At 44.8% G+C, this 25,777-nt stretch carries 19 protein-coding genes; 2 read left to right on the forward strand and 17 right to left on the reverse strand.

The features are described from left to right. Positions 1–288 precede the first annotated feature (288 nt). The 17 genes from WA381_RS19950 to WA381_RS20030 all read right to left on the reverse strand — a co-directional run bounded on the left by WA381_RS19950 (position 289) and on the right by WA381_RS20030 (position 21,757). On the reverse strand, positions 289–993 hold the full coding sequence (locus WA381_RS19950) for a YIP1 family protein (RefSeq protein WP_014948793.1): 705 nt from the start codon (positions 991–993) through the stop codon (positions 289–291). A 277-nt stretch (positions 994–1,270) separates the two neighbouring features. Continuing rightward, positions 1,271–2,995 carry an SLC13 family permease gene (locus WA381_RS19955; RefSeq protein ID WP_014948794.1) on the reverse strand — a complete coding sequence of 575 codons (1,725 nt, stop codon included), beginning with the start codon at positions 2,993–2,995 and terminating at the stop codon, positions 1,271–1,273. A gap of 16 nt (positions 2,996–3,011) precedes the next feature. Continuing rightward, positions 3,012–4,427 (reverse strand): sulfate adenylyltransferase subunit CysN, encoded by a 1,416-nt coding sequence (cysN, locus tag WA381_RS19960; RefSeq protein WP_014948795.1) that lies wholly within the window; start codon positions 4,425–4,427, stop codon positions 3,012–3,014. A gap of 1 nt (position 4,428) precedes the next feature. After that, entirely contained in the window at positions 4,429–5,220 is a 792-nt protein-coding gene (gene cysQ / locus WA381_RS19965; protein WP_156086109.1) for a 3'(2'),5'-bisphosphate nucleotidase CysQ, read from the reverse strand. After that, entirely contained in the window at positions 5,220–5,816 is a 597-nt protein-coding gene (gene cysC / locus WA381_RS19970) for an adenylyl-sulfate kinase (RefSeq protein ID WP_014948796.1), read from the reverse strand. The genes cysQ and cysC overlap by 1 nt, the downstream gene beginning before the upstream one ends. Continuing rightward, the gene (cysD, locus tag WA381_RS19975) at positions 5,816–6,730 is read right to left on the reverse strand and encodes a sulfate adenylyltransferase subunit CysD (protein ID WP_014976001.1); all 915 of its coding nucleotides are present in this window, start codon (positions 6,728–6,730) and stop codon (positions 5,816–5,818) included. Before cysD ends, cysC begins: the two co-directional genes overlap by 1 nt. Before the next feature lie 254 nt (positions 6,731–6,984). Continuing rightward, a complete protein-coding gene (gene putP / locus WA381_RS19980) occupies positions 6,985–8,490 on the reverse strand; it encodes a sodium/proline symporter PutP (protein ID WP_156086110.1) in 1,506 nt (501 codons plus the stop codon). 116 nt (positions 8,491–8,606) lie between these two features. Further along, a complete protein-coding gene (locus WA381_RS19985) occupies positions 8,607–10,574 on the reverse strand; it encodes a GGDEF domain-containing protein (RefSeq protein ID WP_014976003.1) in 1,968 nt (655 codons plus the stop codon). A gap of 212 nt (positions 10,575–10,786) precedes the next feature. Then, positions 10,787–11,491, reverse strand: coding sequence for a DUF3379 family protein (locus tag WA381_RS19990; protein WP_014948800.1), 705 nt, complete (start codon positions 11,489–11,491; stop codon positions 10,787–10,789). After that, the gene (locus WA381_RS19995) at positions 11,484–12,041 is read right to left on the reverse strand and encodes a sigma-70 family RNA polymerase sigma factor (RefSeq protein ID WP_014976004.1); all 558 of its coding nucleotides are present in this window, start codon (positions 12,039–12,041) and stop codon (positions 11,484–11,486) included. The genes WA381_RS19990 and WA381_RS19995 overlap by 8 nt, the downstream gene beginning before the upstream one ends. Positions 12,042–12,157: 116 nt before the next feature. Beyond that, positions 12,158–14,011: a DUF885 domain-containing protein gene (locus WA381_RS20000; RefSeq protein ID WP_156086111.1), complete on the reverse strand. Its 1,854-nt coding sequence runs from the start codon at positions 14,009–14,011 to the stop codon at positions 12,158–12,160. Positions 14,012–14,216: 205 nt separating this feature from the next. Beyond that, positions 14,217–16,037, reverse strand: coding sequence for a BatD family protein (locus tag WA381_RS20005; protein WP_156086112.1), 1,821 nt, complete (start codon positions 16,035–16,037; stop codon positions 14,217–14,219). Next, positions 16,038–18,092: a vWA domain-containing protein gene (locus WA381_RS20010; protein WP_156086113.1), complete on the reverse strand. Its 2,055-nt coding sequence runs from the start codon at positions 18,090–18,092 to the stop codon at positions 16,038–16,040. Next, positions 18,092–19,168, reverse strand: a complete 1,077-nt coding sequence (locus tag WA381_RS20015) for a vWA domain-containing protein (protein ID WP_156086114.1) — start codon at positions 19,166–19,168, stop codon at positions 18,092–18,094. The genes WA381_RS20010 and WA381_RS20015 overlap by 1 nt, the downstream gene beginning before the upstream one ends. Then, a complete protein-coding gene (locus WA381_RS20020) occupies positions 19,161–19,823 on the reverse strand; it encodes a DUF4381 domain-containing protein (RefSeq protein ID WP_061485191.1) in 663 nt (220 codons plus the stop codon). Before WA381_RS20020 ends, WA381_RS20015 begins: the two co-directional genes overlap by 8 nt. Further along, positions 19,823–20,797: a DUF58 domain-containing protein gene (locus tag WA381_RS20025; RefSeq protein ID WP_156086115.1), complete on the reverse strand. Its 975-nt coding sequence runs from the start codon at positions 20,795–20,797 to the stop codon at positions 19,823–19,825. Before WA381_RS20025 ends, WA381_RS20020 begins: the two co-directional genes overlap by 1 nt. Before the next feature lie 3 nt (positions 20,798–20,800). Next, positions 20,801–21,757, reverse strand: a complete 957-nt coding sequence (locus tag WA381_RS20030) for an AAA family ATPase (protein ID WP_014948808.1) — start codon at positions 21,755–21,757, stop codon at positions 20,801–20,803. Between the two features lie 429 nt (positions 21,758–22,186). On the opposite strand from WA381_RS20030, the gene fadI reads away from it, so the two are divergent. Both fadI and fadJ read left to right on the forward strand, forming a co-directional pair. Next, entirely contained in the window at positions 22,187–23,497 is a 1,311-nt protein-coding gene (fadI, locus tag WA381_RS20035; RefSeq protein ID WP_014948809.1) for an acetyl-CoA C-acyltransferase FadI, read from the forward strand. A gap of 19 nt (positions 23,498–23,516) precedes the next feature. Continuing rightward, on the forward strand, positions 23,517–25,658 hold the full coding sequence (gene fadJ / locus WA381_RS20040; RefSeq protein ID WP_156086116.1) for a fatty acid oxidation complex subunit alpha FadJ: 2,142 nt from the start codon (positions 23,517–23,519) through the stop codon (positions 25,656–25,658). Positions 25,659–25,777 lie beyond the last annotated feature (119 nt).

Raw genomic sequence — 25,777 nt, forward strand, 5'->3', positions numbered from 1 at the left:
ATATATGGCAGCAATGAATCACGTTATTAAATCAACACGGTGTCTTGCAATCGGAGAGGGTCCATATATGGTATAAAGATACTTCGTGTGACGACAAAAGCGGCAATGATGCTATTCATGGGTAGTGAAAGAAATGAAAGGGGGCGTCTTTTTAAGGTGAGGCTGCGCGGCCAGTTTATAGAAACGCTGTACTAAAACACTGTAATCACAATCATTATATTCATAACTACTGTATTAATAGCACAGCACACTTTTCGTATAGCGGGCGCGTTACATTCGCAAGGTTAATTAGAACAAGGCGAGGGCAATCAACCAGATGCCGTAGATAACAATATAAGGTGCACTTGCAATTAATGCCGCTTTTTTAAGAGAAAAGGCGGTCCATTGAGTAATGCCTACGGTGGCTAAATAAATGCCCCAGAATAGCTCTACCCTTAACGCCTGGCCGAAAGCGTACCAAGGCGAGTCCATCGGGATATTCGCAATATACCCAAGAGACGCTGGCGATAAAATTGATGGCGCTACTTGATGGTCGCCTGCGAACAACAGCAAAGCAACACCCACCAAACCAGTAAGCACATAAGGCATTGAAAGCCACCAAGCGAAACCATACCAGTCAGTAAAGCCATACACATGGCTGTCGTCAGAACGGGTCATTAAATTCACGTACACGGCGTAAATGGCGTTTACGATAATAGGAATAAAAAAGGCACCTATAACCGATGACCAAAGCAAAGCATCCCTGGTGAAGAAGGCCTTCATTTGCTCTTCTTCTGCCGGACTCATATCCCCTTGCGCGGCAATATTCATCTGAGCGAACCATTCAATGTCAACGAAGTTTACATACAAGTACTGGGAAACAAGCGAAATTGCCATGATCAATATAAATGGCATCCAGCTCCAATTGTTGTTTTCACCTACTGCTTTAAATACGCCATTAGGCTTGAAGAAAATATCGTTACACGCTTGAAAGGGGTTCGTTACATTGTGCATCCCTTGCTCCTATTTCGTTTTTCTTATTACTCTGGCTCTGGGTAAAGCCATGAGTCATTGTTAGCTTGCCAACAGGCAGGCAATAAATTGAGTTATAGATTACTGTTGGCTACAGGTGTTGTACAGCACAACATCTTGATATTTGTAAGAGAAAATGAATGTATTGAAAGGTAATAAATAAAAAAAGGGAAGCGTTCGCTTCCCTTTACGTAATACTGCTGATTGCTGCTCTATCTTTGGTGATTTTCTATGTCCTCTCAAAACGCGCCGCAAGACCTTACAAATAAGTAATATTAAGCAGTGTCAAAACTATGGTGCTATACAACAGCGAAATAGGCAGTCCAATTTTTATAAAATGCGAAAACTTATAATTCGCCGCATTATAAACAAGCAAGTTGGTTTGATAGCCGAATGGTGAAATAAAACTGGCACTTGCTGCAAATGCTACCGCTAATGCAAATGGCATTAGCGGTGCGCCAATGATTTGCACTAACCCGTAGGCAAACGGGAACATTAACGCTGCAGCAGCGTTGTTGGTAACGAACTCTGTTAAAACCAGTGTTAGCAAGTAGATGACTAACAATGCTATGAACCAGTCAGTACCCGACAACACCGGCATAAGTGCCTCGGTGGTTATATTAATAACCCCTGAATTTTCTAATGCGGTTGCCAGGCTTAGCGCGCCTACAATCACAACAATCAAATTCAACGGTAAATTTCGTTTCATTTCGCCGTTTGACGTTACCCTTACGCCAATTAGCACAGCGGCTAAAAACAGCAGACCAATAGCCAGTGAAATGACATTAGTTGCAGCCAATAACACCGTGGAAAGGAAGCCGCCAAGGGTAATCCACTCTTGCTTGTTGGTTAGTGGGCGGGCTATTTTTTGCTCTGACAAAATAAAAAAGTTTTTATTTAAATTTTGACGAGTCGCAAAATCTGGGCCTGTAGCTAAAAGTAAGAAGTCACCTGCTTGAAGCTTAATTTCTCCTAACTTGCCTGACAGCTGCTCTCCATCGCGGCGAATGGCTACAACAGCCGCATCAAATAGGGCTCTAAAGCCAAGTTTTTTAATGGTTTGCCCAATAACTTGAGCGCGATTGGCAACAACTACCTCGGTTAAGCTCTCACGCAATACCCCATCGGTCTCAGCAAACATGCTTAGCCCCTTTATGTGGCTAAGATTATCAAGCTTTTGAACGTTGCCAGAGAAGATCAGTTTGTCGTTTTCCAGAATGACGAGGTCAGGCCCAACAGGAGATATCAGGTTGCCATTGCGCACCACTTCTACCAAAAAGAGTTCTGGTAAGTTACGTAAATGGTTTTGTTCTACGGTTTTGCCTATGAGTTCTGAACCAGACTCCACTTCGGCTTCAACCATATACTCGTGATAGTTATTACTCTTATTGCCAATATGAGGTAGCAAAGGAAGTAATAAAAACATGAGTAGACCACAGCTTAAACCCGCTACGGTGCCATAAAGTGTGAAGTCAAAAAAGTTAAAGCCTGGATGCCCGTGCTCTTGCAAAAAGCTGTCTACGATCAGGTTGGTAGACGTACCAATTAAGGTGACCGTACCGCCTAAAATAGCTGCGTACGAGAGCGGGATTAGTAATCGAGAGGCAGGATGATATTGGTTTTGCTTAATTGGACCAATAAGGCTTGCCACAATAGCAGTATTGTTCAAAAGCGCAGACGATAAAAAGGTCAGTGAAAACAAGCGCCAATAGGATTGAGTAAAGTTAGCACTTACTAGTTTCCTACCTAGGCGTTTTATTAACGCTGTTTTATCAATTGCACTGCTTACCAAAAGCAACAAAACAAGGGTAATAAGCCCCTTGTTTGTTAAATTTAGCAAGATGTCATCAAGAGATAACTGCTGGGTAACCAGTAAAGCTAACACTGCACCAGAAAACACAGTGGAAGGGCGCTGATTGGTAAAGATCAGCGCGCATATCGTACCGGCAAATACTGCCAGTACGATGAACTGGGTCACATCCATATTGCTCCAGTCCTGCTTAAAGTTTACTGATATCCACAGAGTTCCAATGCGGGAAGTGCTTGCGTACTAGTGCATTGAATTCAAGCTCGAACTCAGAGAAGTTTGGCGATGTATGCTGTGCGTCACCCGCAATTTCGTCAATGATCATACCTGCGCCAACCGTACCGTTAGTAAGGCGATCTATGACGATGAATGAACCGGTAGGGCGGTTGCGCTTGTACGGGTCACATGCAACGGGCTGAGTAAACTTAACGTCTACTACACCAATTTCGTTAAGATTTAAGTGCATAGCATCCGTTTCTTCCAACGTGTTCACATCAATTTGATTATCGATATGAGCAACTACCCCTGGTGTTGATTTAGTCGCAAACTTAAACAAGTATTGCTTGTTGGGCATTAGCGGCTCTTCAGACATCCACACAAGGTGAGTTTTAAATTGCGTGTTAAGCAGTGGCAAGTTGTCTGATTTTACAATCATATCGCCACGAGAGATGTCAATTTCATCCTCTAGCGTTAGCGTTACCGCTTGTGGTACATAAGCGCGCTCTTGGTCGCCTTCAAACGTAACGACTTGCTTTACCTTTGATTTCTTACCAGAGGGAAGTGCCGTTACTTCATCACCTGGTGCAACTTGGCCAGATACCACCGTACCCGCAAAGCCACGGAAATCTAGGTTAGGGCGGTTAACGTATTGTACAGGGAAGCGAAAATCTTCTAGGTTGTCGTCTTCACCAATTTCAATGTTTTCCAACATTTCCATAAGTGGCGTGCCGTCAAACCAAGGGGTCTTTTCGCTCTTGCCTACTACGTTGTCGCCTTCAAGTGCTGAAATAGGTACGAACTGAATGTCAGGAATATCAAGCTGCTCAGCAAACTTCAGGTAGTCTTCCTGAATTTGCTTGTACACTTCTTCTGAATAGTCCATCAAGTCCATTTTGTTGATAGCAACAATAACGTGTTTTATACCTAGAAGAGAAACCAGGAACGAGTGACGTTTCGTTTGTACCTTAACGCCGCCGCGAGCATCAACAAGAATAATAGCAAGGTCGCACGTTGACGCACCGGTTACCATGTTACGGGTGTACTGCTCGTGCCCCGGAGTATCTGCGATAATAAACTTACGCTTGTCAGTAGAGAAGTAGCGGTATGCTACGTCGATAGTAATCCCTTGCTCACGCTCAGACTGAAGGCCGTCTACAAGAAGGGCAAGGTCAACTTTCTCGCCGGTAGTGCCCACTTTTTTACTGTCTTTAGTGATAGCTGCAAGTTGGTCTTCATAAATCATTTTAGAATCGTGAAGCAAGCGACCAATTAGGGTACTTTTACCGTCGTCTACGCTACCGCAGGTAAGGAAACGTAGCATGTCTTTCTTTTCGTGTTGTTCTAGGTAAGACAGAATGTCCTGTCTCAATAATTCGTTTTCATTGTTCATGTTATGCGCTCACAAGGAAAAAGGGGTTTAACACAGACTCTTTTTGGTTGTACGTAAGAGCGTCAGCGTTGTCATCTAATGGGTTTTCAGGGTCTAGTACGGTTACGTTTGCGCCTGCCGCTAATGCGACGGCGTGCGCTGCTCCCGTATCCCATTCAGATGTTGGGCCTAATCGAGGGTAAAGATGTGCTTCGCCCTCAGCCACCAAGCAAAGCTTCAGTGAGCTACCCATCGCCACAAGCTCGGTTTCACCTTTAAGCTGTGCCAATAAATTCTGAATTTCTGGGCTTTGGTGAGAACGACTACCTACCACTTTCCACACTTCGGCACCATCGTGCTTGCGCGCAGAAATAGCGGTAAATTCGCCATTTACTTCAGTCCACGCACCTTCACCAACAATACCTACATAGCTTTTGTTTAATGCTGGCGCGTAAACCACACCCATGGTCGGTTTACCGTTTTCGATAAGTGCAATATTTACCGTAAATTCACCGTTTTTCTTAATAAACTCTTTAGTGCCGTCTAGCGGGTCTACCAGCCAGTATGACGACCACGTTTTGCGCTCTTCCCATGAAATATCTGCTGACTCTTCAGAAAGAATCGGCAGGTCAGATTCAGCTTCAAGGGCGTTAACGATTACGTTATGTGCGGCAAGGTCAGCTTCTGTTAGCGGGCTGGTATCCTGCTTTTCATAAATGGCGAAGTCTTTCTCGTAAATGGCCATTATCTTATCGCCGGCTTCTTTGGCGATAGCTAGCACTTTTTGTGCAAGACTATGTAAAGGCTGTGTCATTACACCAATCCCTTTTCTTGAAGCAAAGCATACAATCGCTCAGCGGTTTGCTCTGCTGGTTCATCCTGATAGGTTAAGTGTACTTCTGGCGCTTCAGGTGCTTCATAGGCTGAATCAATACCTGTGAAGTCCTTAATTTCACCGCTACGCGCTTTCTTGTATAGCCCTTTCGGGTCGCGTTTTTCACACACTTCAAGAGGTGTATCGATAAACACTTCTACAAACTCTCCGTCTTCCATTAAGCTGCGGCAATAATCGCGGTCGGCTTTGAAAGGCGAGATAAAAGCGGTAAGCACAATGGTACCGGCATCGACAAAAAGTTTAGCGACTTCGCTAATGCGGCGAATGTTTTCAACGCGATCTTTATCGCTGAAACCTAAATCGCCACACAGACCGTGGCGCACGTTGTCGCCGTCAAGCAGATAGGTGTGCTTGTTCTGCTCGTGAAGCTTTTTCTCAAGCAAGTTTGCTAAAGTCGATTTACCAGAACCGCTTAAACCCGTTAGCCAAAATACACGAGGTGTTTGTCCAAGCTTTTCAGAGCGGGTGGTCTTGTTTACTTCGTGTTTATGCCAAACAACGTTGTCGGTGGCCATTAGAAGTACCCTTCCATTTTCTTCTTCTCCATAGAGCCTGCGCTGTCATGGTCGATAACTCGGCCCTGGCGTTCAGACGTCTTGGTAAGCAGCATTTCTTGAATAACTTCAGGTAGGGTAGCAGCTTCTGACTCTACCGCACCGGTAAGTGGGTAACAGCCAAGAGTACGGAAACGTACAGAGCGCATCTCTGGTACTTCACCTTCTTCTAGCGGCATACGGTCATCGTCAACCATAATAAGAATGCCGTCGCGCTCAACGACAGGGCGAGGCTTAGAAAGGTAAAGTTGCGGAATATCGATGTTTTCTAGGTAGATATATTGCCAGATATCTAGCTCAGTCCAGTTAGACATTGGGAATACACGAATGCTTTCGCCTTTATTAACCTGAGAGTTATAAATGTTCCAAAGCTCTGGACGCTGGTTTTTTGGGTCCCAGCGGTGGTTGCTGTCGCGGAATGAGTAAACACGTTCTTTGGCACGTGATTTTTCTTCGTCGCGTCGAGCGCCACCAAATGCAGCATCGAACTTATATTTGTTTAGCGCTTGCTTAAGTGCTTGGGTTTTCATGATGTCAGTATGTTTTGCTGAACCGTGGCTAAATGGGCCAACGCCAGCTTCAACACCTTCTTCATTGATGTGAACAAGCAAATCAAAACCGTGTTTCTTAGCTTGTTCGTCACGGAACTTAATCATTTCACCAAACTTCCACGTGGTATCTACGTGTAATAGTGGGAAAGGAATTTTGCCTGGCGCGAACGCTTTACGGGCAAGGTGAAGCAGTACAGAAGAGTCTTTTCCTACAGAGTAAAGCATAACTGGGTTCTCAAACTCAGCAGCAACCTCACGGAAAATCTGGATACTCTCGGCTTCGAGTTGTTTCAAATGCGTTACAGACGGGATACTAGCAGTCATTTTGAAGTCCGAATTTTATGTTATATACAAAAAAGTTATATATGGGTTATTTTTCTGCATAGAACGATAACATATTTAATTTCAAAAGTAGTATGCGATTTTGCTATTTAAAATAGCTATCTTATTCCATTAAATAAAACTGTCATGCAATTGAAGCATAAGCCAATTTTTTCAATGGCTATAAAAAGAAAAAAGCCCTGTTTAGGAAACTAAACAGGGCTTGTTGTTTACTGTTGTAGCGACGTAATTGCTAGTTACCTTTCACTCAATTTGGTCTGGAAAGCGTCGAAGGTATTAACTACACCTTCGCGCGGCGAGCCAGACTTGCTCAAAATCATGATGGTTAAGCTCGACAATATAAAGCCAGGGACAATTTCGTACATCCAGTCGCCAAGTTTTTGACCACCAATCTCGATAGGAAGATAAATCCACAACAATACGGTTACTGCACCAACAACCATACCGCCTAGTGCCGCACGGCGGGTCATTTCACGTTTAAATAGGCTAAACAGTACTAGCGGACCAAATGCAGCGCCAAAACCAGCCCATGCGTTACTTACTAGCGTTAAAATGGTGCTGTCTCTGTCATAGGCTAGATAGATTGCAACTAGTGCGACGACTACTACGCTGACACGACCTGCAATAACAAGCTCGCCATCTGACGCGTCGCGTCTTAGGAATGCTTGATAAAAGTCACTGGTTAGTGAACTTGACGTTACCAATAACTGAGACGAAATAGTACTCATGATCGCCGCTAAAATCGCAGCGAGCAGGAAGCCACCGATAAGCGGGTGGAATAGAATTTGAGATAAGTAGATAAAGACGGTTTCCGGGTCGATTTCATTACCGTTGCCAGTAACAAATGCTAGGCCGAAAAGGCCGGTCATTAACGCACCGATAATTGACACGATCATCCAGCTCATACCTATATTACGTGCAGTCGGTATGTCTTTAACAGAACGTATCGCCATAAAACGCACAATAATGTGAGGCTGGCCAAAGTAACCTAGACCCCATGACATTAGTGAGATAATGCCTATTACACTTAATGCTTCGTTAGTAGATGCATCCATAAAGGCATCAAATAATGCAGGGTTTATCCTGTCTAAAGCGTCAATAGATGCCCCAATTCCACCTAGTTCGGTGATAACCACTGCTGGAACCATTACCAAGGAAACAAACATGATGCACCCTTGAACGAAGTCGGTCATGCTTACTGCCATGAAACCGCCTACAAGGGTATAGGCTACAACGACGCCCGCGGTAACGTATAAGCCGGTCTCATAAGTTAATCCAAATGATGTCTCAAAGAGCTTACCGCCAGCTACCACACCAGAAGAGGTGTAAAGCGTAAAGAAGACAACGATAACCACAGAGGCTATTACGCGCAATAAACGCGTGTTGTCGGCGAAGCGATTTTCAAAATAATCGGGGAGGGTAATGGAGTTGTTGGCTACTTCTGTGTAAACGCGAAGGCGTGGAGCAACTAACATATAATTTGCCAGAGCACCGAGAGTTAAACCAACCGCTATCCAGCCAGCAGATAAGCCTGATACATACATTGCACCGGGTAAGCCCATGAGCATCCATCCGCTCATATCCGATGCACCTGCTGAAAGTGCCGTTACCGCGGGGCCTAGTTGGCGGCCGCCAAGCATATAGCCTTCTACGTTGGTGTCTGTCTGCCGATAAGCGAAAAGGCCTATCCCTAACATTACAACAAAATACAAACCCAACGAGATTATCGTGCCAGTAGCCATATAAATTCCCTATGTTTTTTCTTTCATGCTAACACCTATGACATAGAGTCTCTATGTCAGTCAGCGACCTTGCATGTTTTCTATACGGTAATTCGTAAATAAAGTTTGGCGAAAGATTAAATTGGAAAAGATGCAACGCGCGCTCGACCTTCTCTTTTGGCTCTGTAGAGAAGCTCATCGCACATCTTGATAATGGTGTCTAGGTTGGTTTCTCCGTTGACGTCTAACAGACCCGAAGAAAAACTCACGGAAAACATTTCTTTTGTATTGCTCCAGTGTTTCTGGCGAGAAAGCGCGAAATTCAGCTCGTCCAGAATTCGCTTAGCAGACCTTTGGTCGGAGTCGGAAAAGTAAATCAAAAACTCTTCGCCGCCATATCGGCAGAGCTTGTCTGACTTACGAATTCGGTTTTTGATAATCTGCGTAAAGGTAGTCAAAACTTCATCACCGACAACGTGGCCGTATTTGTCATTAATCTTTTTAAAGTTGTCGACATCAAGTAGAGCAATACAGGACGCTTTATTGCCTTTCAGTGCTTTTTTCAAACTGTTTAGCATAGCTCGTCGCGTGAGAGCACCGGTAAGTGAGTCACGCTCAGCTAGCAAGTCGCTCTGTCGTTTTGAAATCCATAGCCATAGTGCAAGAATGATGAGAATTGTGATAATCAATGCAAAAATGGTGGTTTTCATTGCTTCTTTGTCGGTAGAAAGGCCATCTTTTTCACTTCTGAGCACAGTGAGTTCTTTTTGTCGATATCGCGCTAACTCGATATCTTTCGCAATGCCGTCGGTAAATGAAGAATTTGATAGCTTGAATTGCTCAGTGTTTTTTTCAACAAGAAGCCTATTGTAGGTTTTCGAATGCTCATATGCTTTTTCGTAGTCACCCGAAGCATCGTAAAGCCTAGAAAGCTCCCGCTCTAACCTAAGCTTGATTTTTTCTTTAAAACCCGAATTTGGAATAGTAGCCAGAACGATATTGCGGTAACGCTGAAGGGAGTCTTGAAATTTAGCATCATCGTTCAATACCGCTGCGTAAAGTGCATCTGCGTAAGCTGAAAGCTCCTCAGTTCTTTGTTTTACCTCTGTGGTATCAAGCTGCCTGATTTGCGTCATGACTTCTTGCGCTAGCAGTTCATATCCTTCGCTTTTTTGAAACACTACTACACGAAGTCTTTGGACATACGTCAACAACTTTTCGTGCACTGACGTTACTGTGGACAAATGCTCTATTGCGTCGTTTGACATAGCCAATGCTTCTTCAAACTTATTTTGAATTAACAATGAATCGATGGCCGAGAAGTAGGCCCAAGTTTTTACCATGGTGTTGTTATCTTGCGTTTTACTTTCAATGATCTCTTTTGAGTGGAAAAATGCTCTGCTTGGAACGAAGAGTTCCAGGTAAGCACCTCTCAGCCAATCATGTGCAATTACGTTTGATAACGCATTTTCTAAGCTTTTGTCTGATGAGTATCGAGGAAGGTGCGGTAACGCATATTCGATTTCATTAATTGCTTGTATTGGGTTCGCAAGGGTGAGTTCCATCGCTAACCATATGCTAGCTATAGCAGTGGCTCGTCGACTCCCAGTTTCTAGCGCTTCTCGCTGTAAACGGCGCAGTTCAGGAACAGAAAAATTTACCCTATGGTCAGAGCCTTTAAAATCATTTACCGCTCTAGCATAAATGTAATATGCCTTCGCAGCAGCGAAAAGCTCAGGCTTAATTGTCTTAAGCTCTTGCCAATGCTTATCTAATAGAGGCTCTTTAACGAAAAGTGGGATTCTCGGCGAGTCAGCATCATTCGCAGTATAAGTGGCCAACAAGTGTCTAAATATCACGCCTTCACTTTGCGTGTCATTCTGCAAACCGGCGCTCGTTAACATAGCAATGATATTCTCATTGCTCACCTCGCTAGGTGTATTCCAATGATAAATTGCCGTTGCAGCTATATGACTATAATTATCAAGTTTTTTTAGTCTAAGTGCGTTGGGAATATCTATACTTTGAGCAAAGACAGTGAAACAAGCTATTGCAGGAATCAAAAGGCAAATCATTAGCCTTGTAAAACGAAACCAAGCGCTCATTGTGATGGAGACCTCTTTACTGCGGGTAAGTGAATGAAGTGGATTAACTGAAATTAAAACGGACGTTTTAACCTTTAAGTCGGAGTATAAGTTTTATTGAACAGGGTTTCATCTTAATTTTGGGCAAAAAAAATCGGCCCATAGGGGGCCGACGAAGGGAAGTGCTAAAGATACGCACTTTTTTGGAACGCTTTACAGTTACATAACGTGTGTTAAGCAGAGAATTGAATCCTTTCTGACACCGCCTTTTTCATATCGCTTAAATCAGCATCTTTATCGCCAACAATCATTACATTGGCGTGTTTCATTTTAATGCTCTCTCCGTGGTACTGACCATCGGCAAACTCGCTTGGTACGGAGACATCTCCACGTTCAGGTACTACGAATACCGACATCTTGCCTTGCGGCGTATTCACAATCAGATGAAGGCTTCTAACTGTGCTCAAATGGCAATAGTTTGCGACCTCTACACCGTCGAGCATTTCGCTAAAGCTGCCACCAAAGCTTGCTAGCTTTGCGTTAACCATATTCAAATCAACAGGAAGCAACGAATGAGCGTGTTCCATTTCTGCGTACTGCATATGGGCAAGTGCTTGCCCGCCAATACTAAGCGGCTGGTGATACCACATAGTAAGGCCAATGCCTACTGTAAAGGCAACTGATGCAGCCATGGCTAAATACCAGCGACTTCTGCGTTTATAACGGGTGAATTCGTCTGCAGACTGCTGCCATATTAGCTTGCTTGCGAGATCCTCTGGTACATCGACTTTCAATGCTTGCTTTAATTGCTTATCTAACTGCTTTTGTTCATTCCAAAAACTGCGTTTACTTTCATCCGCCTTTGCCGCTTCTACAACATCACTGTCAGTCGTTTCTGGATCGGCGTAGATACGACGCCTAAATTCTAACTCATCCATTTACACGACCTCTCTGTTCATTTTGCTTCTCTAATGCCTCTTTTAGCTGATTCCTCGCTCTGAAAAGGCGAGTCATTACCGTGTTTTTGTTAAGCCCTAACTGGTTGGCGATCTCTTCGCCACTAAAACCAAAAATCAACTGGAGTATTAAGGGTTCACGATACTCCACACTCAATCCACCTAATAGTCGCTGAAGCTCTCTATCTTTCAAGTCCCCATCAGCATGCTGTGTGTCATCTTGAATATGGCAATCATCAATATCTACTGTGTCGAACTGTTTGCGTTCAAACCGACGGGCGTTTTCGCGGCGAAGAATGGTAATTAACCATGACTTTGCTGCTTTTTCATCATTTAGGGCGTCTAATGAGCGCCAAGCACGTAAAAAGGTTTCCTGAACAACATCTTCAGCAATGCTCTGGTCTTTAATAAGCCAAAATGCATAGCGGTAGATGTCGGCGTGAAATGCCTTTACTAATGCTTCATATCTTTGGTGTTTTGCTTTCATACCCGATAAGACCTGAGCACTATCGGATTTATTTCGCCCAAACATAAAAAAATCCAAAAACTTAATTTTTTCTCACTATGGCATAAAAAACGCGCCATTTCGTTAGCCGAAAGGCGCGTTTTCATTTTATTTCCAGTGATCAGAGCACCTAGTTCGAAAAACTAGGTACGTTTCTGGGAAGTAATCCAAGCATTAATGTTTTCTTCTAAAATAGAAAGTGGGACTGGACCGTACTTCAATACCTCGTCATGGAAGCCTTTCCAATCAAACTTGTCACCAAGTTCAGCTTGGGCATGCTCTCTAAGTTCCATAATTTTCAGTTTACCAATCATATAGGCCGTAGCCTGACCTGGCATAGCAATGTAGCGCTCAATGGCTTTTTGCGCGTCGTATTTAGGGTTTGGCGTATTTTCAACAAGGTAATCTACGGCTTCTTCACGCGTCCATTTTTTCGCATGAATACCCGTATCAACCACAAGTCTGCAAGCGCGCCAAAGTTCCATGGCTAGACGACCGAAATCAGAATAAGGGTCTTTATAAAAGCCCATATCTTTTGCAAGTTCTTCGGTATATAGGCCCCAACCTTCTGTGTATGCGGTAAAGCTCAAGAATTTCTGGAATTGAGGTACACCTTCTAGCTCTTGTGCAATAGCGCGCTGCATGTGGTGACCTGGGATGCCTTCGTGATACGCCAGCGCCTCTAACTGATAAGTAGGCATTGCTTTCATGTCATAAAGGTTTGCGTAATAAATACCTGGGCGGCTGCCATCTTGCGCCGGGCTTTGATAAAACGCCTTGCCCGCAGACTGTTCGCGGAACGCTTCAACACGTTTAACAATCATTGGCGCTTCTGGAAGAATACCAAAGTATTCAGGAATCGCCTCTCGCATGTCGTCTATGGCTGTTTTCGCCATATCAAGGTATTGCTGTCTACCTTCATCTGTTGAAGGTAGATAGAATTGCTCGTCTTCACGCATGAAAACGAAAAACTCTTGAAGGGTGCCTTCAAATTTCACTTGTTTCATAATGTCGCGCATTGCATCGTGTATGCGCTCTACATTGTCTAAGCCAATTTGATGGACTTCTTCAGCGGTTAGGTCTGTAGTGGTAAACCAGTTTAGACGATTCTGATACCACTTATCACCATTTGGTAAGCGCCACACACCATCGCCTTCAGGCGTGATTTCCCTTTGATGAGCGAGTTCTTCGATAAACTTCTCGTATGACGGCATGACTGAAGTTACCAAAGCGGCTTTCGCTTCACCTAATAACGTCGTTTTTTCCGCCTCTGTGATATCCAGGCTATTTACTTTATTTTGAAAATCTTCCCAGATAGTTGAAGATGTTTCGCTAGAATCAAACGGTGCGCCGGTAATCACGTTTTTTGACGCATCAATCATTTGATCGTAGGCCCATGCAGGGGGGAATACGCCGGCTTTTTCGCGAACTTTCATTTGTTCGATAACTTGATCAAAGTACGTACGTACATTGTCTAGTCGTCCAATGTATGCCTTAGCGTCCTCTTTACTCTTTACGCTGTGAATGTTGATAAGGAAGCTAGGCACTTGTGTATGTGCGGCGCGGAACTGATGTACAATGTAACGGTGATGTCGAAATTCGTCGTTAGCTAAATCGCGCTCAATACCCAATTTATACAGGCGCAAGCTTAGCTGTTCCTGTTCACTTAACTGACTGGTGTCAAAACTATTAAGCTTTTCTAGTCGGTTTTTGGCGATAGCAATGCGAGCGTCAGCTTCTTCGTCACTGATGTCATCCCATTTGTCATAGTCCCATTTTTTACCCAAGTAACTTTGAAATAATGGCGAACGCTTAAGATCTTCTTCAAAAGTACGTTCGAAGAACGCATTAAGGCGCTCTGATTCAGACTGCCCGGCTGGCTGTTCTGTTTTAATAGGTTCTGGCGCTGTTTTAGCGGTTTCACTTGCAGGAGAGCAAGCCGTAAGCGTGGTAATGGCCAACGCAATTGGCGTTAGCTTTACTAGTGTTTTCTTCATTATATTCCCCGTCGCGTTTAATTGATTATTTTTATGAGCTAAAGCTTCAAAGATTAATAAGCCTTAAAGAGGACAATAAGGCTCAAAGGCTCGACTGTTTCTCAAACGCAAACATTTCTGTTACCAAGCCCTTGCCACTGAGATTTAGCTAGTTGCAAGGGCTTTCATTACGCAAATTCTAGTGTATTGGCAAATAAAATGCGTTTTATGAAGCAGGATATAAGGCAGATAGCGTGTTATTGTTCCCTTCACTTTTTTGCTTCCATTCGCTGCGGGCAAGCTTAGCTTCATGTGAAAGTTTATCTAAAGCTTTCATGACCTGTTTAGATTGGGTGTTAGCGTCAGCTTTACTGGCTGAAAAGCGCAGTGCATAGAGCTCATTAACACTAGCGTTGATTCTTTCAAACTGCGAAAGTTGCGCTTTACCCGAAGTTAACGCGTTTATCCACTGCTTAAGAGCAGGCGTAAGTAAACGTGTGTCCTTTGCCTTTATTACTGACATTAGGTTTTGAAACTGTGCTTTTTCATCCCACTGAGCATAAGAGTGGAGGCGCTGTGCAGAACCGGTTTTGTTAGTGATCCCAGGTCCCATAAACTGAGCCTGTTTAAGCTTTCTGTAGGTAACTAACCATCCTGTAAGCGCAATGATGAACAGCAAAAGTAATACACAAGTTACCATCCAATTAAGCTGGGTACTTTCGTCAGTACTGACGTCACCTGAAGCGCTGTCTAATGGTTTATTCTCATTGCTAGCACTAGCGTTAGGCTGTTTTGCAGTTGACGGTATATCATTTTGAATATCTTCATTGCTTGCACTACTGATTGAAGGAGTGTCTAAGCTATTCGGAGTATTGGCATTATTTGCGCCAGACGCTGGCGCTACCGTAATTGAACGGGCGGGAATAGTGGCATACTCTGTTTGCTGAGTAAGCGTATTAAACCAAGGAATAGTAATTTCAGGTAAGACAAAGTTACCAGGCTGCGTTGGAATGATCGCCAGCGACGTTTGGCGCTGTGAAATTAAGCTCTGGTCTTTTTCGACTGTCGTAGTATTAGATTGATCAGGGTACAGCTTAAAGTTTGGCGGATAAAACTCAGGAATATCAGGAAGCTGCTCTTCTACTACGCCCAATGCGGTTAGCGTAACAATACGGGTGACTGGTTCACCTGCTACAAAACTATCACCTTGTGGCCATTCTTCATCCACTCGCACCATTTCAGAAGGCAACCAAGGGTAATCTATCCCCTGAGGAATGGGCTTAATGTTCACCGTAATGTCGGGCCCAACCCGATTAATTTGCTGGGTGCGGTTGAAGAAGCCAAAACGTTGGTTAGTATTGGCAGCCATAACTTCGCCAGTGAAAATAGGGCCTCTTAGCGTAAATTCACCGGATGCTTGAGGCACAACAGCAAATTGACGCTCTATAATCTGATACCGTCTTCCATTTACTATATCTGTATACTGTTTATCTTCTCCTAGCTGGGTGATTTCCGCATTTTGCATTTCTGGCGCTTGTAGACTGCCGCGCTCAATATTGCTAGAAAGAAACAGCTTAACCGTGTAAAGCAGCTGTTGATTTAAATAGGCCTCTTTTACGTCGATGTCAGTGGTAACAAAATAGTCTCGGGCGACATTACTTTGTTCTTGAACCGGAATAACTTTGATCTGAATAGGTTGGGTAGATTTTCCCTCAATGGTTAATGAAGGAATGGTGAACGTGCCTTCCTTACGAGGAAATAACGTAGTGGTCCAAACGGTGGTGCGCTTGGTGTCGAAATTGACAATTGAGGTTTGGCTACTTACTGATGTTCTTCCGACCACAAAGTCTTTAAGCAGGGGAGAGCTGTCGAATGCATCTCTTTCCGCGCTGCCGTCTGCGGTAACCGTTAAGCGAATGGCTTCATCCAACATGACAGGGTTTCTATCAATGGTGGCTTCCAGCGAATTTACATCGGCATAAGCCGCCGTACTTAAGAGTAGGGTTAATAAAAAAACTATAAGTGTAGATTGTAATAAGGCTCTCATCTACCAATCACTCCGGTTTGAAGGCATACGTTGACGCTGACGTTTTTGTGCTTCTAATTGCATTTTTCGTTTTAGTAGGTATGCAGGGTCGTCTGGCACGCGGCGCATTAAACTCTCCATTCGCTGCAGCTCTTCTTTTTCTGCGTCGGTAAGCTCGGCCTCTTGACCTTGCATTGCCTGTGCTTCCTGCTCTGCTTGTTGTTCGTCTTTTTGTGCTTGCGCGCTGTCACCTTGATCAGACTCTTCTTGTTCTGCATTTTGCTGCTGAGAGTCTGATGACTCGTTCCGACTGTTCATCTCGGAATCATCAGGCTGTTGTGAGTTATCTCCGCCACTTTGCTGTTCATCGTTAGCTTGGCTTTGATCAGACTGTTGACCCTCATTATCGTCTTGCTGACCATTCTGCTCGTTTGAACCTTCCTGATTGTTCTGGTCCCCTGATTGCTGTTTGCTATTAGGGCTATCAGAGTTATCTTGGCCATTATCCTGCGAGTCACTCTGTTCACCATCATCGCCATTATCGTTCTGGTTTTGCTCCTGATTCTGCTGTTGCTGCTGTTTCAGCAAATCCTCGACAATCTTTTTGTTGGTTCTTGCATCGTCGAAATCGGGGGCTTCGCTTAACGCCTGATCATATTTCTTAATAGCGTCTTCAAGCTTACCGAGTTTTGCCAGTGCATTGCCTTGATTGTAAAGACTCTCGGGACCAGGAATGCTTTTGAAGGCATTTAATGCACCTTCGTAGTCACCTGATTTATAAAGTGATGATGCTTTCCAGGTGTCGTCATTAAACTGATTAACGGCGTCTTTGTACTTGCCTCTTTGATAGCTGTTTAATGCTTCTTGGTTGTCATTCATAAATGGCGTTTGCCACCATGAGAGTGAATCAGGTTTGTTTGCCATCTCTAGAGTATCTTCTGGTGCGCCTATGCCTTGTGACGTGCTTATGCCTTGTGACGTGCCAGCAATTTCTGAGGCTTGGGCACGTTGCAGAGCATGGGCGTTTTTAATCATAGAGGGGCTAAGTAAACCCACCAACACGATGAAAACTAACCCGCGTTTGAATGCGAAGGCGGCAAACGGTAGAAGTATAAGCAGCAAGTAAGGGCCAACTTCTTTCCACTGGTCTCCTTGTAAATTACTTTCTTCTTCGTTCTCTTCGCTGTCGCTTTTATCTAGCAGAGATACCGAGGCGAGGGCATCAATGTCGGTGTCGTTTGATGTAAAGGATTCAAAGCGTCCGCCGCTCGTTCTAACCACGCCTTTCACTGCGCCTTCGTTTAACTTGGGTATAACGATGCTGCCGGTGAAGTCTTTTAATAGCTCGCCGCTTTGCTGGCGGATAGGCGCGCCTTCAGATGTCCCAACGGTAAGTGCATTTACTGTAAAAGGAATAGAAGCCACATACTCTTGAAGCTCTTGTTGTTGTTCTAACTCTATACCGTCAGTAATCCAGTAGATCATGCCTGAGTTATATCCGGCATTAGTAAGTAGTTCAGACGCACTTTCTATACCTAGCAGAGGGTCGCTGCCCGGCACGGGCATAATTTCCGGTGACAGGCTTGGGATTAGGGTTGTGATATTTCCTGCGTCTTCGGTTAAAGGGCTAATGACAAACGCATCGCCAGCGTAAGCAACCAAGCCCATTTCACCTTCACCAATAGCGTTGACTAGGTCTATCGCTTTATATTTAGCGCGAGTTAGCCTGTCTGGCGTCATATCGGTAGCGCGCATTGAAAGCGACATATCTATGACTATAACGTGTCCCATTTTCAACTGGTAAACCGGCTGCGGCAGGCGTTCCCATGTTGGGCCAGCGAGTGCTATCACACTTATAATCCACACAAAAGCAAGCATCCACATTGGAGGTTTTGCGCCCATTTCGTTTTTTCCAATCACCATGTATTGATATAGGTGAGAAGGGATCACAGATTGCCAGCCAGATTGCTTAGCCGTGGTTTTTCTAATTAAAAACACAAGCAGCATCAAGGGAGCGAGCGCGATAAACCATTCGGGGCGTAAAAAATGAAATTGGTTTAAGAAGTCGAATTCCATTACTTCGTCTCCTTATTTGTTTGTGCTGCTTGTTTTGAATCAGCTGAATTCGGGTGTGGCTGGGACGAGTTAATTCGTCTTTGTGCGAACCAACGAAATGTTGATAAAAGAACCGTGAAGAATGCCCATAGTGCTGACAGTAATATTGCCGCACCAAGGGGATAGTAAAACAGAGCGCTCAATGGACGCATCTTACGCGTTTCACCTTCAATAGGCTCAAGCGCGTCAAGTTGTTGATAAATAGCCTGAAGTTCCTGGGCATTTCGAGCTCTAAAATATTGGCCGCCGGTGCTAGTCGCAATGTCGGTTAACATGCCCTCATCAAGCTCTTGCGACGGGTTTATTTGTCGGCTTCCAAAAAAGCTTTGGATCAGCATTTTATCTGCACCCACACCAATAGTGTAAACCTTCACACCCTTACTAATCGCCAACTCTTTCGCCTGCTCGGGGGTAATATTCCCTGCAGTATTTTGCCCATCGGTAAGAAGAATTAATACGTTATTAGACTCTTCCCGTTCGTCAAAGCGCTTCACGGCTAAACCTATCGCATCGCCTATGGCCGTTTGTTCGCCAACCAACCCAATGACAGCTTCACTCAGAAGTGTAGAAACAGTATCTCTGTCATAGGTAAGCGGCGCTTGAACGTACGCGGTATCGGCAAATAAGATAAGGCCAATTCTGTCGCCAACGCGACGCTGAATAAAGTCATAAACCACCGACTTAGTCATGGTTAAACGGTTAACTTGTCGGCCATTGAGCTGCATGTCATCTATCTTCATACTGCCAGATAAATCCACCGCTAACATCATTTCTCGACCTTCATTCGGTATGCTGACAGGCTCTCCTAACCATTGAGGGCGCGCGGCAGCCGTCACTAGCAGCAGCCATATCAAGCTACTTACCAACAGCGGTATTTTGGTTTGTTTCAACTGGGTTTGCTCTGACACATCGCCAGGTCGCAAATTAGGAACCCGCAATGCAGCCATAGGCATGTCTTGTGCTTTTTTAGAAAGCAGGCGTACGATAATAGGCAAGGGGAGTACAAAAAAGACCCACCACCAAGCAAAATTAAGCATGATGCGGCTCCTTGGCTTGTTTATCATGAGGGCTGCCATCGTTTAGACCGCCATCATTCACATCGCCGTAAGCCCCCTTGTTTTTTGGCAGTTTGGCTTTTGAAAGCCAGTTTTTTACTGCCCCCTTGCAGGTTTCAAAATCACTAGGGGTGGGGGTGGCTTGATAAACATTGCTTACTAACAAACCTAAATCACTTTCAAGTTTGCTATCACTACTTTTCAATGCAGAGGTTAAGAACGCTTGCCACTGTTTACCATATAACCCAGCCACTTGCTGAGTTGGGTAATAGCTCATTGCCGTGCGTTTTAGAATTGAGTTTAACGCTACGGGCCAATTGCTTTGTTGTGCTGAAATCGATTCAAGTAAGGCTAAAGCTTGCTTACGTGCCTTATTGTGACGTATGTGAGCAGTGATCGCTTTATATAGGCAAAATAGGGCAAGTAAAAATACTGCGATTGCGACCCACCACCCCCAATCTAATGGCCAAATGTTGACCTCTGTAGGTACGTGTATATCGCGCAGTTGAGCAAGTGGGTCTTGCTGCTGAGGGGGCACTGGTATTTGATTTGCCGGCGGCATCGATTGAGCAGCTGATTTTGTGTAACTAGATAGAAAGTTTGATAAAAAATGGGTTGAAAAAATACTGCTTTGCATTAATTAAGCTCCAACCTTTGTTCTTGTTGCATACTTTGAAGCTGTTCGTCTAAAGGAAGGCCCGCTGAAACACTGAATCGAGCGATATTGTTTTTGCGCAAGGTGCTATAAATCGCGCTGTTGTGTTCACTGCGCCATTTTTGATATTGCTGTTGCTCGGTATTGTCGCCTAACACCCAGCGTTGTTGGTTTCGGCCATCAGAAACGCTGACGGTTTGTAATGAACTGGTTTGTGGCAAGGCGTGTTCTATTGGATCGTTAATTACGATAGCCCTTACTTCACAGTGTCGTGTTAAGTGACTCAAGTGTTGAATAGCTTGGGTACTTAAATGCTGAAAGTCTGACACGAGATAAACTAGACTCCCTGGCCTTGCTAGTCGTCTTGCCCTAGCACACGCATCGGCAAAAGCTTGTTCGTCTTTGTCTTTGTCCGGCTCAGATTGCGCGCTCTGTTCGTGCAATGCCATAAGTTCATGACACACGTGCAACACGGCTTTTTTGCGAGTTAGTGGTTTAATTTCTTTGTGCTGTTGCTGATTAAATACTAGCGCGCCAACTTTATCGCCACGAGCGGCAGCAGACCAGCTTATTAATGAAGATACATGCGCGGCTTGCACCGCTTTAGTAAGCAGCTGCGTGCCAAATGCCATTGAAGGTAGGTAGTCACAGAATAGAAAAACCGGGCGCTCTCGCTCTTCCCGATACACTTTAGTGTGAGTTTTACCCGTGCGCGCAGTAACGCGCCAATCAATAGCGCGAATATCATCACCGGGCTGATAATGCCGGGCCTCATCAAACTCCATGCCTCGGCCTTTGTGCTTGGTGAGATAACTTCCAGCAAGTTTAGCTTGTGGCATACGTTTAGGCGCCAAACTAAACAACTTAGCTAACTGCTGGTAGCGTAATAATTCTGCTGTAGACAACGAGACGCCATTACTTTGCAGCTTGTCTAGCTGCGCTTGTACATTCACCATAACTTAAGGGACTGCGACAGTTGCAACAATCTTATCAAGTACGTCGTTAATCGTTACGCCTTCAGCCTCGGCTTGATATGACAGAATAATGCGGTGGCGAAGCACGTTGTGAACCACAGCTTGAATATCATCAGGACCAACAAAGTCTCTGCCGCTAAGCCATGCGTGAGCGCGTGCACAGCGATCTAGACTGATGGTTGCTCGAGGGCTTGTTCCCATCGCTATCCACTGGCCTAATTCCGCGTCAAAATTTGCAGGCTGACGTGTGGCCATAATCAATTGAACTAAATACTGTTCTAACTCAGGCGCCATATACAAAGACAACGCTTCTTTACGCGACGTAAAAATATCGTCTTGAGTTAGCGTTGGTGGCGTAACAGGCGGTTCTGAGAGGGCTTCACCTCGCGTTAAACGCAATATCTCTAATTCTGTCTCGGCGCCAGGATAATCGATGTCCACGTGCATTAAGAATCGGTCTAGCTGTGCTTCAGGTAGTGGATAAGTTCCTTCCTGTTCTAGCGGGTTTTGCGTTGCCATTACTAAAAATAGCGGAGGAAGAGGGTAGGTTTTACTGCCTACCGTAATTTGACGTTCCGCCATGGCCTCAAGCAAAGCCGATTGCACTTTTGCTGGTGCGCGGTTGATTTCGTCGGCTAGCACTAAGTTATGAAAAAGCGGCCCTTTTTGAAAAACAAACTCACCGGTTTCGGGACGGTATATGTCTGTACCGGTTAAGTCGGCAGGCAAAAGGTCTGGGGTAAATTGTACGCGATGAAAGTCGCCGTCAATACCGTTAGCAAGTGCATTGATTGCGCGTGTTTTTGCAAGCCCTGGAGGACCTTCTACCAGAAGGTGGCCGTCGGCCAAAAGAGCGATTAGAAGGCTTTTGGTTAACGCATGCTGACCGATAATCTGTTGGTCTAAATAAGCGTGTAACTGTTGAAATTGCGCTGCTGCCATAATGCAAAATTTCCGTTTGAGTTCTCGTTATCAGGAAGTGTCATTTGAACGATAGATTTATTAAATATCTTATAAAGTGATCGCTTAGCTAAAAAGTAAATTACATATTAATTTAGATAGCTCTAGCCCGTCACAATGACACAAAACAGACTTTCATTTCCATATAAGGTTCATTCTATCTTTCTTCAAGTCGTCAAACAGTAATAAAAATGCGATATGCGGTTGGATGCAAAGCAAGCTTTTTAAATTTCGATAGCATAAAACGGTCAAAATTTGTAAACAGGGCAAACTTTAGTTTCATTTATGTTGTCCTTAACCCTGCATTATTTGCTATTTTGTTCATTGTTTGTAAAAATCGGGTTTATTACAGGTCAGACCACTTTGGGGCGATAAGCTCAAACGGAAGTCGGTCATTAATTTAGGTGCATTATGGCAACAAAACAATCAGTTACTACCCGAGAGGGTGATCGCATCGCCATTGTCGCGGGGTTGCGTACTCCGTTTGCGAAAATGGCTACATATTTCCACGGTGTTCCGGCTGTTGATCTAGGTAAAATGGTCGTAAACGAACTTCTCGTTCGCCATGGTGTTCAAAAAGAGTGGGTTGACCAGGTTGTCTACGGTCAAGTAGTACAAATGCCTGAAGCGCCTAATATTGCGCGCGAAATCGTGCTTGGCACAGGCATGAATATTCATACCGACGCTTACAGCGTATCTCGCGCATGTGCGACGAGTTTTCAATCTACGGTTAACATCGCAGAAAGCATGATGGCTGGTACGGTACAAGTAGGTATTGCTGGTGGTGCTGATTCAACGTCGGTATCACCTATTGGGGTTTCTAAGAACCTTGCGCGTGCGCTGGTTGATTTACAGAAAACCAAGACCCTTGGCCAAAAGCTAAACATCTTCAAGCGTTTAAGCTTAAAAGACTTAGCGCCAGTACCTCCTGCTGTAGCTGAGTACTCTACCGGTTTGTCGATGGGACAGACAGCAGAGCAAATGGCGAAAACGCATCAAATTTCTCGTGAAGAACAAGACAAACTTGCACATCGCTCGCACAGTCTAGCTGCTGAAAGCTGGGAAGCAGGCAAGCTGTCTAGCGAAGTGATGACCGCTTATGCTGAACCGTATAAAGGTGCGCTTGAGCGCGATAACAACGTACGTTTCGATTCTAAGCTTGAAGGCTACGCGAAACTTCGCCCAGTATTCGATAAAAAGTACGGCTCGGTAACTGCTGCAAACGCTACACCGCTTACTGACGGTGCTTCTGCAGTGCTTATGATGACAGAAAGCCGAGCGAAAGAGCTAGGTTATACGCCGCTTGGTTACATTAAGAGCTACGCGTTCTCGGCAATCGACGTGTGGGAAGACATGCTAATGGGGCCGTCGTACGCGACACCTATTGCGCTAGACCGCGCAGGCATGACCCTAAACGACTTAACGCTAATTGAAATGCACGAAGCGTTCGCGGCGCAAACCTTGGCAAACGTTAAAATGTTTGCAAGTGACAAGTTCGCCAAAGAGAAACTAGGCCGCGACAAAGCGACGGGCGAAATTGATATGGACAAATTCAACGTGATGGGTAGTTCAATTGCCTATGGTCACCCGTTTGCTGCAACCGGTACACGTATGATCACGCAAATGCTTAACGAACTAAATCGTCGTGGCGGTGGTACAGGTCTATTGACTGCATGTGCTGCGGGTGGTCTTGGTGCCGCAATGATTGTGGAGACAGAATAATATGAGTCAGGAACAAGATATGACAAATGAAGTTCAGCCAACATCAGGCGCCTTTACGTTAACCAAGCAAGATAATGGCGTTGCTATTCTTAGCATGGACGTACCTGGCGAGAGCATGAATACGCTTAAAGCTGAATTTGGCGATGAAATATCTGCCGTGCTTGATGATATTGAACGCGACAGCAGCATTAAAGGTGTTGTATTAACGAGTGGCAAGCCAAGCTCATTCGTAGCAGGTGCCGATATCACCATGCTAGCAGCGTGTAAAACAGCGGAAGATGCCACAACCATAGCCGCTGGCGGTCAAGCCATTTTCGATAGAATTGAGAACATGAAGGCTACCTTTGTTGCGGCTATTCACGGCCCAGCGTTAGGCGGTGGTTTAGAGCTAGCATTAGCGTGTCACTACCGTGTATGTACCGATTCACCTAGCACTCAGGTAGGTCTACCGGAAGTGCAGCTTGGCTTGTTGCCAGGCAGTGGTGGTACTCAGCGCCTTCCTCGCCTAATTGGCATTCAGCAAGCGATGAAAATGATGCTTACTGGGTCTCCAGCACGCGCTAAGCAAGCTAAAAAGTACGGTATTGTAGATGATGTGGTACCTCACAGTGTTTTGTTGAAGGTAGCTGAACAGTTTGCGCTTAAACGCAAACCAGAAAGGGAAGCGCCGCAAAAGAGTGTGATGGACAAAGTGTTAGAGAAGACCGGCCCGGGCCGTAACATGATGTTCAAAAAAGCGCGCGAAGCGACATTTGCCAAAACCAAAGGTAATTATCCAGCGCCAGGTTACATTATTGATGTGATTGAAACGGGCATAAACGAAGGGATGAAAGCGGGGCTAAAAGCCGAAGCTGAAGCCTTTGGTAAGCTTGTTATGACGCCGGAATCTTTCCAGTTACGTCAGATTTTCTTCGCTACGACAGAAATGAAGAAAGAAAACGGCGTTGAAGGTGTTAAACCTGAAAAAATGAAGAAAGTCGGTGTGCTTGGCGGTGGTTTAATGGGTGGTGGTATCGCCTATGTAACGTCGACCAAAGCCGGTGTACCTGTCCGTATTAAAGACGTGCGTGCTGAAGGCATTGCCAATGCGATGAAATATAGCTATGACATCTTAAACAAAAAGGTGAAGAAGCGTTTCATGCGCAATAGTGAAATGCAGAAACAGTTAGCGCTTCTTACCGGTACGCTAGATTATAGTGGCTACCAAGATGCTGATATCGTGGTTGAGGCGGTTTTTGAAGATTTAGATCTTAAGCAAAAAATGGTGGCGGATATTGAAGAGAACTGCAAAGAAAGCACGATCTTCGCGTCCAATACGTCGTCTATTCCTATTACACAAATTGCAGCTAAGGCAGCACGTCCTGAAAACGTGATTGGTCTGCATTACTTCTCGCCAGTAGACAAAATGCCATTGGCCGAAGTAATTGCTCACGATAAAACGTCTGACCAAGTCATTTCATCGACGGTTGAATTTGCTAAAAAGCAAGGCAAAACACCGGTTGTTGTTAAAGACGGTGCGGGTTTCTACGTAAACCGTATTTTGGCACCTTACATGAATGAAGCGGCAAACCTTATTCTTGACGGTGAGCCTATTGAGCATATCGATAAATCGTTGGTTAAGTTCGGTTTCCCTGTAGGTCCTGTGAAACTACTTGATGAAGTGGGCATTGACGTTGGCACCAAGATCATCCCATTTCTTGTAGAGGCATTCGGCGAGCGCTTCACTGCGCCAAGTGCTTTCGATAAAGTACTTGCAGACGGCAGAAAGGGTAAGAAAAACCAAAAAGGGTTTTATTCTTATGAAGGCAAAAAATCAGGTAAAGAAGTGGACGAGTCAATCTACGAACTACTGGGTCTTTCACCTTCTGCTAAGTTAAGCGAAAAAGAAGTTGCTGAACGCTGTGTATTAATGATGCTTAATGAAGCAGCGCGCTGTTTAGACGAAGGCGTTATCCGTAATGCCCGCGACGGCGACATTGGCGCTATCTTCGGTATTGGTTTCCCTCCATTCTTAGGCGGCCCGTTCCGCTATATGGATACACTGGGAATTAAACACGTTGTTGCTCGTTTAAACCATTATGCTACTGCTGTAGGTGATAAATTTGCACCTGCTGAAGTGTTAGTAAAAATGGCAGAAAACGATCAAAAGTTTTACAGCTAAGTTTATAAAATGTTAAAAGCCGGGCATTGCCCGGTTTTTTTATGTCGTGCGCCGGGCATGGCGCGTAGTGCGAAAGCACTGTCCGACTCATTGTGGTGGTGAGTCGATGACTTGGAGGT

The organism is Alteromonas sp. CH_MED4-4, from assembly GCF_037029575.1.
Taxonomy (GTDB): Bacteria; Pseudomonadota; Gammaproteobacteria; order Enterobacterales; family Alteromonadaceae; genus Alteromonas; species Alteromonas macleodii.